This is a genomic window from Bartonella sp. AC535YNZD (genome assembly GCF_042196625.1).
Taxonomy (GTDB): Bacteria; Pseudomonadota; Alphaproteobacteria; order Rhizobiales; family Rhizobiaceae; genus Bartonella.
Map to the genome: position 1 here is coordinate 1 of NZ_JBHIQP010000014.1, position 15,814 is coordinate 15,814.

General features: G+C 36.6%; 13 protein-coding genes. 4 read left to right on the forward strand and 9 right to left on the reverse strand.

The window, feature by feature from the left end:
• Window positions 1-239 (reverse strand): hypothetical protein (locus ACFIM8_RS07625; protein ID WP_375607368.1); only part of this gene is annotated, 239 nt, incomplete at its 3' end.
• A 314-nt stretch (window positions 240-553) separates the two neighbouring features.
• On the opposite strand from ACFIM8_RS07625, the gene ACFIM8_RS07630 reads away from it, so the two are divergent.
• Window positions 554-757, forward strand: coding sequence for a hypothetical protein (locus ACFIM8_RS07630; protein ID WP_375614752.1), 204 nt, complete (start codon window positions 554-556; stop codon window positions 755-757).
• On the opposite strand, the gene ACFIM8_RS07635 is transcribed toward ACFIM8_RS07630, so the two are convergent.
• The 3 genes from ACFIM8_RS07635 to ACFIM8_RS07645 are packed head-to-tail and all read right to left on the reverse strand — an operon-like array spanning window position 754 to window position 3,529.
• Window positions 754-1,725 carry a WD40 repeat domain-containing protein gene (locus ACFIM8_RS07635; protein ID WP_375607366.1) on the reverse strand — a complete coding sequence of 324 codons (972 nt, stop codon included), beginning with the start codon at window positions 1,723-1,725 and terminating at the stop codon, window positions 754-756. The two genes, ACFIM8_RS07630 and ACFIM8_RS07635, sit on opposite strands and share 4 nt — an antisense overlap.
• Window positions 1,726-1,735: 10 nt before the next feature.
• On the reverse strand, window positions 1,736-2,764 hold the full coding sequence (locus ACFIM8_RS07640; RefSeq protein WP_375607365.1) for a CobW family GTP-binding protein: 1,029 nt from the start codon (window positions 2,762-2,764) through the stop codon (window positions 1,736-1,738).
• A gap of 21 nt (window positions 2,765-2,785) precedes the next feature.
• On the reverse strand, window positions 2,786-3,529 hold the full coding sequence (locus ACFIM8_RS07645; RefSeq protein WP_375607364.1) for a creatininase family protein: 744 nt from the start codon (window positions 3,527-3,529) through the stop codon (window positions 2,786-2,788).
• A 2,020-nt stretch (window positions 3,530-5,549) separates the two neighbouring features.
• On the opposite strand from ACFIM8_RS07645, the gene ACFIM8_RS07650 reads away from it, so the two are divergent.
• The gene (locus ACFIM8_RS07650; protein WP_375607363.1) at window positions 5,550-5,900 is read left to right on the forward strand and encodes a hypothetical protein; all 351 of its coding nucleotides are present in this window, start codon (window positions 5,550-5,552) and stop codon (window positions 5,898-5,900) included.
• A gap of 808 nt (window positions 5,901-6,708) precedes the next feature.
• Here ACFIM8_RS07650 and ACFIM8_RS07655 read toward each other — a convergent pair.
• On the reverse strand, window positions 6,709-8,043 hold the full coding sequence (locus tag ACFIM8_RS07655) for an NAD(P)H-dependent oxidoreductase (protein WP_375608716.1): 1,335 nt from the start codon (window positions 8,041-8,043) through the stop codon (window positions 6,709-6,711).
• 159 nt (window positions 8,044-8,202) lie between these two features.
• Between ACFIM8_RS07655 and ACFIM8_RS07660 the strand changes: the two genes are divergently transcribed.
• Window positions 8,203-8,682, forward strand: a complete 480-nt coding sequence (locus ACFIM8_RS07660) for a MaoC family dehydratase (protein ID WP_375607361.1) — start codon at window positions 8,203-8,205, stop codon at window positions 8,680-8,682.
• Between the two features lie 915 nt (window positions 8,683-9,597).
• On the opposite strand, the gene ACFIM8_RS07665 is transcribed toward ACFIM8_RS07660, so the two are convergent.
• The 3 genes from ACFIM8_RS07665 to ACFIM8_RS07675 form a co-directional block, all read right to left on the reverse strand.
• Entirely contained in the window at window positions 9,598-10,257 is a 660-nt protein-coding gene (locus tag ACFIM8_RS07665; RefSeq protein WP_375607360.1) for a methionine ABC transporter permease, read from the reverse strand.
• Window positions 10,250-11,284 (reverse strand): methionine ABC transporter ATP-binding protein, encoded by a 1,035-nt coding sequence (locus tag ACFIM8_RS07670; RefSeq protein WP_375614753.1) that lies wholly within the window; start codon window positions 11,282-11,284, stop codon window positions 10,250-10,252. Before ACFIM8_RS07670 ends, ACFIM8_RS07665 begins: the two co-directional genes overlap by 8 nt.
• 111 nt (window positions 11,285-11,395) lie before the next feature.
• Window positions 11,396-12,214, reverse strand: a complete 819-nt coding sequence (locus ACFIM8_RS07675) for a MetQ/NlpA family ABC transporter substrate-binding protein (RefSeq protein ID WP_375607358.1) — start codon at window positions 12,212-12,214, stop codon at window positions 11,396-11,398.
• Window positions 12,215-12,716: 502 nt separating this feature from the next.
• On the opposite strand from ACFIM8_RS07675, the gene ACFIM8_RS07680 reads away from it, so the two are divergent.
• On the forward strand, window positions 12,717-13,355 hold the full coding sequence (locus tag ACFIM8_RS07680) for an SH3 domain-containing protein (protein ID WP_375608718.1): 639 nt from the start codon (window positions 12,717-12,719) through the stop codon (window positions 13,353-13,355).
• 332 nt (window positions 13,356-13,687) lie between these two features.
• On the opposite strand, the gene ACFIM8_RS07685 is transcribed toward ACFIM8_RS07680, so the two are convergent.
• Window positions 13,688-14,719 carry an aspartate-semialdehyde dehydrogenase gene (locus ACFIM8_RS07685; protein ID WP_375607356.1) on the reverse strand — a complete coding sequence of 344 codons (1,032 nt, stop codon included), beginning with the start codon at window positions 14,717-14,719 and terminating at the stop codon, window positions 13,688-13,690.
• Between the last annotated feature and the right edge of the window lie 1,095 nt (window positions 14,720-15,814).

The window sequence follows — 15,814 nt, forward strand, 5'->3', positions numbered from 1 at the left end:
ATATCCACTAAACCAGCATGAAATAAGGCATTTGGCAAAAGAAGATAAGTTGGAACCTGTGGAACAACAGCTCTAATACCTAGCTCAGGCGGAACATCAAGCGGTATAGAGAGATTAGACGAAGGTTCCAAAGCATCAGAGGACTCAGAAGGCTTTGGTTCAACAGGGGAAGAAGCAGAAGGAACAGAATCTGGAGATGAAGGTGATACCGGAACAGAGGGCGGTAATAGAAGCTCCATGAAATGATTATTAGATAGAATTTTCTAGGCAAGAAACTAAAGTGTAGAAGGCTGCTCGTAGGAAACTTTGTTCTTTAGAGGGGGAACTCAAAAAACTTTTTATTTAGGAAAATAGTGTTGAATTCCCTTCTTCTGATCGTAGGAATAAATCGTTGTTTTAATGATGAGATCAGCTATTTTTTGCCAAATTTTTAAGAAAAATGCTGTTATGGAAGTATGTAGCCTATATAGATGTTTATAGGGAGATAGGGGGCGGTCTTAGGGGTGATGTTTTTATTCTTGTATGGGGGTAGCAATGTTAAAATGTCAAAAACATGTTTAAGGTATTTTCTTGTCGAAAGGGTGCAGGAAAGGAAGAGGGAAGATTTAATGATTACGAAGATTTTAGGAGACTTTTGGGGGGGGAGATTAGGGAGGTAGGATTTCTGAGAGCTCTAGAGATGCAAGGGGATAAGATTTCTGGAGGATTGTGTGGGCATTTTTTATCAGCGATGATTGCGCTTGTTGGTGTAATTTAATCAGTGATATTGATTATACCACATTCACCATTTTCGCTTCCAAAGGCGAGGTTGTGCCCTGCTTGATCCCAGTTGAGTGCTGAGATAGCGCTTTTCCCATAACCTTTTAGAAGGACTTCTTTTCCATCATGAAAATATGCGGCTAAAATCATTCCATCATTGAAGCCTATTGCTACAATTTCTTTGTTTGGGTGGCATGAAACGGTGCTCACAAGCGCATTTGCTTGTGTGCCTAGTTCTAGAGGTGTTTTTCCCATGGGGCCGTCTTTTGTATGAAAGGGCCAAATAATTGCAGCAGAGGCACCTGAGGTTGCTAGCCATTTTCCTTTGGCGCTCCAAGACCAGCTTTTGACTTTGCTTGGGTAGCCACTCATGCGGAGGTGCTGATTATCAGTCAGACGCCAGCCATGCAAGGCATTTTCTTGCATCGTGGAAATGACATAGCGGTTGTCTGGTGAAAAGGTGACACCACAATGAGCTCCTTTCCATACCAATGTGGTAGGAGATATTTGCGTTGATAACCAATGAAGAGTAACACCATTGTAATGGGCAACGGCAAGTCGTAAACCTTTTGGGGCAAAAGCTAGGCCTTCTACACTGCGTTCATGCGTGAGCTCTTGCTGTTCTTTTCCAACCTGTGCAAATGCGAGACGAGAGGAGGAAAAGGCAAAAGCTTTTTGTGGTCCAAAAGCAACGTTGTTTATCCATTTGCGTTCTTTTTGGCTTAACACTTCTGTGTGATCCGCTGCGGTTGTTTGACAGACTTTTCCATCTTCTCCCCCTGTGATGATTGCGGTATTGTCATGGGAAAAATGGCTTGAAATTATTCCTTGGTGAACCTCAACGATTTGTGGGGTTGGGGTTAAAAAAACAATGAAACCTTCTACGGAAACAAAGGCTGGTTTATTGCCTATAAAACCGCAGGAAAGGCAGTAACTTTTGAGATAATAATGGGTAATGTTTGGCATTATTACTTACTCATGCACAATTTTCAAAACCAGTTTTTAACTGTTTGGCATCAAGAGAGCGTCCGATAAAAACAAGACGGCTTTCTCGTTTTTCATCTTCACGCCATGGGCGTTGATGTTGTCCCTCAAGAAGCATATGTATCCCTTGAATGACGTAACGATCATCGTCTCCTTGAAAGGCGATAATGCCTTTAAGACGCAAGATATTAGGCCCCTGTTGCTGCGTAACCTGTTGAATCCAAGAAAAAAACTTTTCTGGTTGCAAAGCGCCTGTTTTTAAACTTACAGAAGTGATGGTAATATCATGAAGGGTGGATACGTTATGATGGTCATGATCGCAATCGGGACCACATACATGGTCGGCGTGTTGGTCTTTATGTTGGTGATCGAGAAAATGAGGCTCATGATCGAGAGTCCGTTGGAGATCAAAAGAACCACGATTAAGGAGTGTCTCAAGAGGAATATCGGCGCGCTGTGTTGTATAGAGTATAGCGCGAGGATTAATAGCTAGAATGAGAGATTCAGCATGGCTGCGTTCTTGTTGAGTAACAAGATCAATCTTATTTAAAAGAACAATATCTGCGAAAGCAATTTGATCTTCAGCTTCACGATTTGTTTTTAGTTGAGAGGGCAAATGCTTTGCATCAACGACCGCTATGACACTGTCGAGAGCTGTTTTTTCATGGACCGTATCATCCATGAAAAAGGTTTGTGCTACAGGGACGGGATCAGCAAGCCCTGTTGTTTCGATAATAATCGCATCAAATCGATGAGAACGTTGTATGAGACTTTCCAAAATGCGAATGAGATCACCACGTACGGTACAGCAAACACAACCATTATTCATTTCATAAATTTCTTCGTCTGATTCAATGATCAGGTCATTATCAATACCAATTTCACCAAATTCATTGACAATGACGGCATAACGTTTGCCATGATTTTCACTAAGAATGCGGTTGAGAAGTGTGGTTTTTCCTGCGCCAAGATAGCCTGTGAGAACCGTAACAGGAAGTTTGTTGGGCTGTATTTTTTCCATGGAGGGACCTTTTATTGTTCTTTATTGCCATGTGTTTATGTTAAATCGATGGATATCATCAAGTAAATCACGAAGCTGAGACAGAACATGAGAAAAGATTGCTTCACCGGCTTGTGGTGTTGCTTTGCTTGCGTCTCCTGCCGCACCTTGCGTGTTTAGATCATGCATTGTCCAACCAAAGGCATGAGGACCATAAGCGCGTAAATATCGATAATTGGCAATCATATCTGCTTGCTTATTATGAAAATTTTTTGCCTTCTCCATATGAACTTTTTTCGGTGCTAAATAAAGCATGAGAGAGGTTTCGATAAAACCTCCATGGATATCAAGATGTTGTTGAGATGGCTCCATGAGACCTTGTGGTAAACCAAAACGGCTCCAGCTTGTTGCTACAGCGAGCATGGAAAGACGCTTTCGTAATTCGGTGATAACAATGCTCATTAAAGGTGAATTGCCTCCGTGAGCATTGAGAAGAAGAAGACGGTTGATCCCTTTGTGATAACAGTTTTCACCAATCTTTATCCATCGCTTAATCGCATCAGAAAAGGTAAGGGTTTGTGTACCTGTAACATCCATATGTTCTATGGAATAGCCAATCTTTTCAACTGGTAAAAGTGCGATAGGGAATTGCTCTTTTGTTTGTAAAGTGAGAGCTTTTGCAAATGCTTCAGCTATAATCCAGTCGGTTTCAAAGGGAAGGTGCTCTCCGTGATATTCATGTGCACCTAAAGGTAAAAGAGCGAGAAAAGGTGGGTTAGATACCATAAATTAATGCCCAAAAGAGAAGTCAACAGAGATAAAGTGATCAAAGGCTTTAGAGTTATTTTTTAGTCTATATATAAAAGAAATGCAAATATCATATTTTTACATTACAGAGGGATGTTATAAAAATGAGAGCTTTGTTAAAAACAGTGAAGCTTTTATTGAAAAAAGCCAATTCAATTGTTGATGTAATATGAGGTGACTCTTCTCAAGATAGATATCTCTTGTAAGATTTTTTGATATGTATTCTTGTTTTTGACAAGTAAATCTTCGGGCATATTAAATACTTCACATCATGTAATGAAAACTGATTTTTCTATTGTCTATTAAAGTGAAAGTTTTGATAAAGCTGCATATGCTTCTTTCTGCTATGGAGCAAGAATAGTCAAAGTATTTTTGTTGTTATGAGTACTACGATAGAACAGATTTTGGTTTCAATCAGCATTCCTAAATTCTTAAGTTAAGTGTACGTATCTATATTACAAAAGAATAGAAATTGATTGATTTTATTTTGGATAGTGTATTAACAGACTTTAGTGTTCATGAGAAAAAATGAATATAAAGGGAAGAATTCACTAAGATAGAATTTGCTCTCTCAGAGAGCAGTTTATAAGATGATTCAAAAAGAAACACCGTTGGATACATGATAAACAGAACGCCATTGTGTTGCACATCGACACGCTTGTTTTAAAGAAACATTTAGTACACCAAAGCCTATTTCACGACGCAGCTTGTGAATGGTATAAGGGTAAAACCTTATAATATAAAATCTATTGTGTTCCACCATCTTTACACTTTAAAAGTAAAAAGGGGCACCATCATTCACTTTGCCAGTTTTCAATACTATGTTAACAGCGCTTGATAGTTAAGATACCTCATAAGTAATATTTTCCTTTCTTCAAGTGTATTTATACACACATCGATCTCGTTTGTGATTTGCAAGTGAAGAAATTTGATTGATTCAATATAAACAGAGTTAAAATATAAGAGAGTTTTATAATCGTTAGCTTTCTCATTCAACAGGCAAAACAATAAATTTATTATTCAATATCAGTTTTATGGCGTTATTTTTTCAATGCGCTACTTAAGTTAGTATTTCAAAAATGTAATTTTTTAGTAATTTTCTCTATCACTTTTCCTTCAAGCATTTGATCAATTCTTTATTATTATTCATTTTGCACAAATTGCAGACAGTTATGTGAATATTACAAAAATTTATTTCAAAGAGAATTATTTTTTACTAATACAGAGTAAATATAATTACTCAAAATATAAATAAGGCTACGCTCTACAATATTGACGAAAAATATGGAATAACTTTTATAAAAATTAATAAAGAAAGTTGTTTTTCAGTATTTTGTGGGATCAACTTATTTTTCATGACTCTCTTTTTATTTAATTTTAGGTAGTTTGTTGGAGATCAATTATTGCTTATAATGTTTTTGTCAATCTGATAGATTTACTTATTTTATGCGTTTGTTTTGTTAGGTTTGAAAGTCAATATTTTGTTACAATTTATACCTATTTTATAGAAAAATAGTATACTATTTAAAGATTTATTTATTATGATATATTTGTTTTAGATCAATTTTTTTTATTCTCTACCAATTTTATTTTTTAATATTACTGACGAGTGATATAATAAAAATCCATTAAGTGCTATTTATTTTTATTGAAATAATAGACAAGCACTATCATTATATTGAAAGTTTTTAATGTTATAATTCTTTAAAATTAATTACATTTTAAATTATTTATAAAAGCTCTATTATATAATTTTTTAAATGAATTTGTTTCGTAATATTTCTTATAATAATAAATTTAACAAATTCTTATTATTTTTATCATTTATTGTTTTTTATCTTTACATGTAATACATAATGTGTTATTTGTTAATAACAAAATTACATATAATATTTTATTTATGTGTAATTATATAAATGATTAAATATAAGTTTTGGTTTTTATATATGTGAATATTCTTTCATTTTTTCAGTGAAGAAAAAGAGGAGCAAAGAAAGCTATGTTTAAAATATTTAAAAATCGTGTATGTTCATTTACTTTTACACTATTTATTCTTTTTTTTGTACAAACTATAGAGGGAAATGCAAGTTTTGTAAAAAATCAATTTCAAGAGGGAGGAATTGTTTCTACATTAGAAAAAAGTGCGGTTGTTAAAGCGGTAGATAGGGTTGTTATCCATAACATTGAAGGACAAAATGAAGTTGCTTTAGGGAAACCTGAAAAAGCTGCTGCCTTTTCAGGTTCAGCCTTTTGGGGGGGGATAGGTATTTTATCACTTCTTGCTTCTTTATGTATTGGGGATGTATTAGGTGCTGTTGTATCTCTTTTTGGAATATTCATTACACTTTAGTAGAAAGCTCATTGACAGAGTCGAGGATTTTTTGTTCACTTCATTATTTAAAAAAATAAATATTTTATTATTTATACTATACTAGATAATAAAATCACTACTCTTAATATTAAATGTAGCTTTTATTAACATTATTAAAGTTCAAGATCCTACATTTATGTTTTTTTTACAAATTAGTGTAACCTGATTTTTTTACAGTTTATGGTTATTTTCTAGTAATAAGGATAGTATACTTACTATCTTTATCAGTCTTTTAATATTGTCTACCTTTTCTCATATGAAGATTATTCATCAAAGGTATATTTTATCCTTTTTAAATTTTTTTATCTTTCATAAGGGGATAAAATAAAAAAGTATCCCTGTATTCATGGCTTTCACGCAATAAGAAAAATGAGAAATTATTATTTATCATTTCAAATTTGTTGATGTTAAATCCATAAAAAGTATTTTTTATGTATAACAAGTTGTGTTCGTGTATGGACAAAATTATTAAAGAAAAAAGAGTAAAAATTCTTCTCATGAATTATCTCTAAGGTTCAAGGGCTGTTGTAATATTGGCAAATAAATGATGATGCTGGTTTGTATCTTCATAGAGTAAAGATAGTGATACACAATGAATCTTATGCCATCTCATGGGGTGGTTTATATTGTCGCATTTACAGGACATATTGTGAGAGGGAAGTGGTGATGTGCATCGTTGGAAAATGCTTTTATTAAAATATAAACCTGTATTTGCGATAGAGGTGTATTCTGGGTTATTCTGTTGCTTAAGGGAAGGATACTGTTAAGTAAGGTAATTCAGGAGCATTTATAGCTTAGTGGAAGAAGGGTAATGAAGTAAAAGGTCTTGTTTAGCACGAAGACGTGCAATCCATTGATCTTCACGAATGGCTGTATTATGTACTGTAATGAGTTCGTTTTTTTTAATTGCAGCTGTTACTGTTGCTTTTTCCAAAAGACCACAAGGAATGGCGTGGTGAGCGCGTGCTTCTGCGATGTTCATTATCCAAGCACGATAAGTATAAAGACCGATAAAGTCTAGCTGATCACCTGGATGTAAATCTTTTTTAGCAACAGCACAGACTTCTACTACGGGATGGCTAAGAGGGACCATATCTTTTTTTCCATAAAGCATAATACGTGCGCAGGTAAGGGGAACTTCCATTGCTGTTAAATGATAGGGGCGATGAAAGGTGAAGTAAGGCCCCTGACCAATTTTTAAATCTTCCATACGCTCGCGTAAACGTGGGTGTGCTATTTCTGCAATCACAAAAACACCTGGTGAAACACCTTGACCTATTGAATAATCTACAACACCATATCGCTGTAAAATGCCTCCATCTTGCTTTGGAATAAGCACTTTATTTAAATCTTGTAGCGCTGCTCGTGGTCCATGCATTCCTGGGCAATCGGGGAGAAGTCCGGTGGCATTGGCAATGGCTGCCATTTCAACCATCGTTTTGGAACCATCAATAAATTCAACCAACATGCGTACATTCATATTACGCTGGAATGCTTCTTCTTCGTAAGCATCAGGTGTAGCATCAAAGCGCAGAGGATTATTTTTTCCTTTACCTGCTGCAACAATCTTATGTCCAAGAGCTGAAACAAATTCTATGAGTTCCATACAAGAAGTTGGTTCATCGCCGGCACCAAGTGTATAAATGAGCCCTCGTTTTTCTGCTTCATGTTTGAGATAAGCGCCAATTGTAACATCTGCTTCAACATTCATCATGACAAGATGTTTGTTATTCTCAAGCGCTTTGATACCAATTTCTGCTCCTGCTTCGGGATAGCCTGTTGCATCAATGATAATATCAATTTGTTCATGGCGCAAAACAAGGTCAATATCATCTGTCGCTGCAATCAAACCATTTTCAATGCTTTGCGTGAGAGCATGAGCATTTTCAATTTCACAGACATGTCCATCTTCGCCATAGGCTAGTGTAGCGGCATCAAAAATACGTGATGGTGTCCTCGTGGCTACAGCAGCGACTGTTATACCATCCATATGCGCAATACTTGATAATAAATCTGTCCCCATTTCACCGCAACCAATCAGTCCAATACGGATGGGGGGATGGTTTTCTGCACGTTGTTTCAAATCATGCGCTAAACCTGTTAGGTTCACATTGCTTGCCATTCTTTTTTCCTATTTGAAAACTATTCTACTAAAGAACTTTTCTCATTCATAAGGTGCATTTGTTTTTAAGACAATTAATCTTTTATTCTTGATGCTCTAATCAATGGATTTTATAAAAGCAAGAGGGGGGCTTTTATCGAATAAAATAGGAATAGCGTTATGCAGCAAAAAATAGCAGTACAAGATATCACCAGTTTTATTGGGAAAGAAGTAGGATTATCGGAGTGGCGTCTTGTTACACAGGATATGATTAATCAGTTTGCATGCGCTACAGATGATCATCAATGGATACACGTTGATGAGGAAAAGGCTAAGCAAACACCGTTTGGTGGCACGATTGCTCATGGTTTTTTAACATTATCGCTTTTGTCTACGCTCGCTTATGAGACTCTTCCTGAGTTGGAAGGGACCACAATGGGGATTAATTATGGTTTCGATAAAGTACGCTTCATGAGTCCTGTGAAAACAGGGGTACGGATACGTGCGCGTTTTGTGTTAGACGACGCAGAAATTCGCCCTTCTGGTCGAGTGGTTTTCCATTATGGGGTTACGGTGGAAATTGAAAAGTTAAAAAAACCAGCTCTTACCGCTCAATGGCTTATCGTTGCTGTTGTGGAAGAAAAACCTTCCAATATCTAGATTATTTGAGTGCTTTATTTTACAAAATTTTTATACAACTCTATTAGAAGTTTCTTCAATGATGATATTGAGAATAATCTATAGGATAATAGATATGATCGAGCTATCATAGCGTTGATAGCCATAGCAGGTTACTATCTTTCCTAGATCGTTTTGAAGAGGAGTTTTCTAATGAAGATAGTGCATTGCTTCGCGCTTTTATTTATAGCGTTCTTTATGGGATCATACCCATCACGTAAAACAGAACGCTTCAAATGGAATATACTTGCGTTGCCAATTCACAGGCTTATTTTAAAGCAATGTCTCTCAACGCTCGTCACACCCATTTCGCAATGGCGCCTGTGAATAGTATAACGATAAAGCCATTGAGCACCCTCATATTTTTATGCTTGTGAAGAAGAAAACCGATACTATTATCATATTATATGCTAGCCGCCAATGTTAAGACAGGTCTTGGCGCTGGAGATAATTCATAAGAGGCATGCCTTCCTTTCTTGTATGTTTTTACTCACACGGCTCTTCCCGCTTGTAACGTGCAAGAGAGAGGTTTTGGTTGATTCTATATGGAACAAATTGGGAATGAGAGGATCTTACGGTATTCAGAGTTCTCGTTCAATATGAATAACACCATATTATCATTATAAATTCAATGTGTTATCTACGGTTTGGAGAGGTTGTGGTCAATGTCTTAATTTAAAGAGAGTCTCACATACTATGAGATCTCTTATTTTATCCCCTTTTATATTAAAGCCATTAAAACTATTTTCTTTCATGTTACAAACGGATGGGGAGAGATAAAAACTGTTTAAGAAAAAAGTTCCTAATCTCTTATGAGCGTTTTCGATAGGCAAGGGTTGGTACACTTGGAAAGTGGCAAAGAGGATGATGGTATTGGCATGTGAAATTCTAAGTCTTTTAATGTTTTGTTTTATCAAGTTTTTGTACGATTTTATCAGAAGTCCATTGGGTTGTAATATTGAGCACGATCAAAAGGATGATGACGATGGTCATGATGAAGGTATTGTAGCGTTGGTAGCCATAGCGGATTGCCATATCCCCTAAACCGCCTCCACCAAGATATCCAGCAAGTGAGGTGGCTCCTATAAGAGAAATGACCATGACTGTAAAACCTGTAATCAGGCTAGGGAGAGCTTCAGGAATAAGAACATGTCTGATAATTTGAAGACGACTTGCACCCATCGAGCGGATCGCTTCAATGAGACCGTTTTCAACGGTTTTAAAAGAGAGTTCCGCCATGCGAGCATAAAAAGGGATAGCTGAAATGGTCAGTATAAAAATTACAGCAGGCATTCCTATCCCTCTTCCTACAACGATACGCGTTATGGGCAGAAGATAAAATGCAAGAATAATAAAGGGAATGGCACGAATACTGTCAATGATCATGCTTAAAGGGCGATTGATGAGAGATGAGGAAAAAATCCCTCCGCGTGCTGTTGTGTGAAGAAGAAGACCAAGGGGAAGTCCTATAATAAATGCCATAACAGAAGCACTAAGTGTCATCAATATTGTATCAATAACAGCTTGGGGAAGTTCATGAGACAGAACATTAAACATAGCCTAAGACCTCACAATATCGTCCTTTTTTCGTTAACCATTGAACAGCTTTTTCTAAAGCTTCTTTATCTTCTCCAGGAAGAGCCAAGAAGAGTCGCCCGATGGTTTCATCTTGAACTGTATCAATGCCACCATGCAAAATACGTGCTTTTAAACCACTCTCATTTTCTAGAAGATGAAGAAAAGGCTGCTGGGTAATTTCACCGGCAATATTAATTTCAATGACAGCTTCTCGTCCGATTGGTTTGAGATTTTTCGCAAATTTTTCAGGAAGTTGCGGGGTTACAAGCTTGAGCATGGCTATGGTTGTATCGTCTTGCGGTGATGTAAAAATGTCTTTCACACGTCCTTCTTCTACAATGTTTCCCTGATTAAGAACAACAACGCGATGCGCTATGGTGCGCACAACTTCCATTTCATGGGTGATGAGCACAATCGTGAGATTGAGGTGTTTGTTAATATCAGCAAGGAGCTCTAGAATAGATTGTGTTGTTTCAGGGTCAAGAGCAGAAGTGGCTTCATCTGATAATAATATTTTAGGATTAGCAGCAAGAGCACGAGCAATGCCAACGCGTTGTTTTTGCCCCCCAGATAATTGTGCTGGATAGCAATATTCTTTCCCAAATAACCCAACCAATTCAATCAGTTCAAGGGCACGTTTGTGGCGTTGTTTTTTATTTACACCACTTAATTTAAGCGGCAATGCAATGTTATCAAGAATATTTTGCGATGAGAGAAGATTGAAATGTTGAAAAATCATCCCAATTCGTTGACGGTAAGGCGCCCATTCTATCTCTGATAGATTGGAAATATCAACACCTTCAAAAAAAATGGCCCCTGCATCAATCTTCTCTAACCCATTTAAACAGCGGATAAGTGTTGATTTTCCTGCTCCACTGCGCCCAATAATGCCAAGGATTTCACCAGCATGGATATTTAAAGAGAGATTATTAATTACCGGAACACCAGCCGTTTTGTTAAAACAACGGCTGATGTTTTTTAAGGAGATAAGAGTAGGTTTTTCCATTCACAATTACTCGGACATTTGGCACAATTACTCGGACATTTGGCACAATTACTCGGACATTTGGCACAATTACTCAGATACTTGGCACAATTACTCAGATATTTGGCACAATTACCAAGACGTTTGGGCGGTTTTGCCAAAAATCTCTTTGATTTTTGTACGGATAAGATCGTTGTTGTAAGCGGCAACTAATTTTTTAACCCATGGTTCATCTTTTTCGCTCGTGCGTACAACGATGATATTATCATAAGGATTATTTTTGGCGCTCTCCCATGCAACCACATCTTTTTCAAAACTTAATCCAGAAACAATAGCCCAGTTTGTGTTTATAATTGCAAGATCAAAATCGTCAATAGCTCGCCCTAACATACCGGCATCGAGCTCACGAATTTGCAGATTTTTAGGATTTTCAATAATATCAAGTGGAGATGCAAGAATATTATGAGGATCTTTTAACTTAATGAGACCTAAAGAATTAAGAAGAAGTAAGGCTCTTCCACCATTAGATGGGTCGTTCGGAATACCAACATGAGCACCATCACGAAGATCTTTTAAGTCTTTTATTTTGTGTGAATAAACACCGATTGGAGCAATAAATGTATAGCCGACAATTGAAAGTTTATAGCCACGTTGTTTCATTTGTTCATTAAGATAAGGGGCGTGCTGAAAAGCATTCGCATCGATCTCTCCTGCGTTAACAGCATCATTAGGCAAAGCGTAATCAGAAAAATAAACGAGTTCAATATCTAAACCGGCTTTTTTAGCCTGTTCCGCAGCAGTTTTCCAAATAATCGCATCCCGCCCTTCCATAATACCAAGTTTGATCTTTGTTTTGTCTGCGGCCATGGAAAAAGCAGTAGACAAAAAAAGTGCAAAGAGAGAGAGGAATAATCCTATAATCCGACTACGAAAAAATTTTTTTAATGTCATATGCTTTTAACTTTCTTTTTCGAGAAATTTTTTGAGGGAAGTTTCAATATACTCTGTATCTTTTTAGGCAGATTTAAAGTTATACAAGCTTTAGAGAATATTCAATCACTTTTATTTTTAAAAGAGTATTATTTTTCCTTCTATTTTAGTTGTTTTGGGGGCTGATCATCTTTTGTTCATAGAAATTCTCTGAAATTCAAATAATTAATTCTTTTATTGCAATCATTTGTTGAGGGAACCAATGCCCCTTTAAAAACTTCTGTAAGGGACAATTGGTTGAAGAACTGGACAATCAGATGATGTTTTAGCCGTAAATTCATGAAGAACATACTGCGCAATCAAGATCAAAAGGCCGTGTTCGTGTAGGCGATAAAGAGAGGTTTTGTTGCAATGTTGTGGGATTTTTTGGGGAAAAAGGTTGCTGATCATTGGATTTAAACGCGGCAAATTTTTGCAAAGGCGAATTTTTGTCCTTCATATGTTTTAGAGAGGAAGAAAAATAATGTTAAGAAAGAAATTTTTATCAACAATGATGACTTTATGGGCTTTAGGAGCGTCAGGGGTGGCTGTGACTGCTTTTCACGCGGAAGCTGGAACCATTACAGGAACAGTTGCTCGTGTTGCATCAGGTCAGGTATCTTTACGCACAGGCCCTGCGACAGCTTATAAAGTTATCGCAATGGTTCCAATGGGAGCAAAAGTGCAAATTTATGGCTGCCTATCCAATAAAACTTGGTGTTCTCTTGGTTATCATGGAAAAGTTGGTTGGGCATCTGCACGTTACGTCAATGTTAACGATGTTCCTACCATTGCTTTTAAAAAGATGCCAGCAAAATCAAAATCCATGGTAAAATCACCAAAAGAAAAAGTGAAACAGGTTGTTTCTGATTTTAAAGCTCTTCCGGCGATTCAAAAAACACGCAAAAACATGCAAAAATTCTATAGAACAGATATGATTATCGATTCCACCGGGGTAAAAAAAAGAGATGAGCGGACAATTTTAAATCCGTCGCCAAAAGCGCAAGGAGTTTCTGTAAAGCGCGTGAATGCTTATAATCCCTCCTTTCCGGATGATGTCAATTACAAAAACTTTGAACGCAATGAAACGCGTTACCGTGTCGTGACTTATCCTGCTCGATAAGGGTAAAGTTAATTTTACAACCGGAATGACAAAAAGGATCAGCAGCATGAAGCAAACAATGCTTATGCTGCTGCTCTTGCTGTTTCGTAAAGCGGCATTAAGGTGGATATTAGTGCAAGCTCCTTCAAAAGTGCGATTGTGTTCAGATCGGTGCAGGGAAAGAGCTTCATTCTTTAAGGCAGAGAGAGCTAAGAATATGCAGGGTGGAATTTGCCAGTGCTTTGAAATAATAACCTTTTAAGATGGTGTTAGAGGGAAGCTGTTAAAAAAGCCGGACTTTTTAACAGACCGGCTTTGTATAAGGTTCCTTGTCCTGTCGGACAGGAAGATGATTAATTTATCGACTTTGGCTTGATCAAATTACGAGAAATGAGCAATTCAGCAATTTGAACGGCATTCAATGCTGCTCCTTTTCTTAAATTATCGGCAACAACCCAGAAAGCTAAACCATTTTCAACGGTGATATCTTCACGAATACGGCTAATAAAGGTGTCATCTTCTCCCGTACATTCATAAGGGGTGGTATAGCCACCATCTTCGTGTTTATCGATAAGCTGACAGCCGGGTGCATCGCGTAGGAGCGCTTGTGCTTCAGATGCGCTTAGTGGTTTTTCAAATTCAACATGGACAGCTTCGGCATGACCGATAAAGACAGGAACCCGAACAGCAGTGGCTGTTAATTTAATTTTCGGATCGAGAATTTTTTTTGTTTCCACGGTCATTTTCCATTCTTCTTTTGTATAACCATCTTCCATGAAAACATCGATATGAGGAATGACATTAAAGGCAATGCGTTTAGTGAATTTTTTTGATGTAATTGGATCTGCAACAAAAACTGCACGTGATTGTTCGAAAAGTTCGTCCATTCCTTCTTTACCAGCTCCAGAAACAGACTGATATGTAGAGACAACAACACGTTTAATGATTGCAGCATCATGGAGAGGTTTTAAAGCTAAGACCAGTTGAATTGTTGAACAATTAGGATTTGCTATAATATTACGCTTAGAAAAGGCATTTATAGCTTCGCCATTGACTTCAGGGACTATCAACGGAACATTGGTATCATAGCGCCACGTGGAGGAATTATCGATGACGACACAGCCGGTAGCAGCGATTTTAGGGGCGTATTCTTTGGAAATGCTCCCTCCTGCAGACATAAGACAAAAATCTGTGTCTGAAAAATCGTAAGTATCCAGTGCTTTTACTTTTAAAGTTTTATCTCCATAAGAAACTTCTTGTCCTAATGAGCGTCGTGATGCGAGAGGGACAATTTCATGCGCAGGAAAACCACGCTCTTCTAAAATTGTAAGCATTTCACGACCAACATTGCCGGTTGCGCCAACAATTGCAACTTTAAAACTCATTTTCTATACTCCTCATGTCTCTCCACGTTTATTCCCCGTGCTATACTCAGGAGAGAGTGAGTTGGTCAAGGAACATCGTTAAATTATATTTTTGATTTTCAACAACTCAATTTTGTGCATACAAATTATAACTGTCAGCACAATAAATTGTTTTATTTCAAATAATATTGTTTTTTTTAATCTTTCAGCATTGAAAAAATTGAATATTTTACGCTAAACTATTACCTCTTTAGAGAGCACTTTAATTAAGTGAATTCCTTATCTTCTGTCAATGTTTACCTTCATACTTTTGAATTTTTTAAAGATGGTATTACGTATCGCGTTGGTTGAATCTTTTAATACTTTATTTGTTAATTGTTGAATTATTTGATTTTCTCCCTATGCCTTTAAAAGCGAAACTTCCTATTACAGTCTGTAAACAGCTAGATTCTAGCGGCTTCCCATTTTTCACTTAAACTAAAGGCTCAACAAGCAGGCCTAAAAATATTTCAAAAGATATTGGGTATCTAAAAAACATTTGAATGTTTCAAGGAGGTATGCGTGCTTCATATCCTCATACCTTAAATGATAGAATTCATAGCACAACAGAATAAACTTAAGTATTCGTATATATAAATCCTTATGAAAGTTATACATATATTTTTCATATCTATTTTTTTTACTTTATATTTCTTATTTTTACTTTAATAATATTATGATATAAAATATCATTATTTGGAGTATGATGGTATGAGATCTTTAAGCTTTCTCGATATATTTAAGTGTTTTTTAGTGTGTGGGAATATTCTTAGGCTTGTTTGGCAAGCCTTTTTTAAGTGACTTATATGAGTGGAAAGCCAGCCGTTGAACACTCCCATATTTACGTTTAATAAAAGAGAAAGTTAGCACCATCATCCATTTTTCCAGCACCCAATATCGTTACAGCTCTTGGTCTGTGAGACGATTCAATAAGAGGTATGCCTTTTTGTACATTTTTACTTACACGCCAACTTTGCTTGTAATGTGCAAACAAGAGATTTTGATTGATTCAATATAGAACACGTTTGAAATGAAAGAATTTTACGATATTCGGAACACTTATTCAATATCAATAAC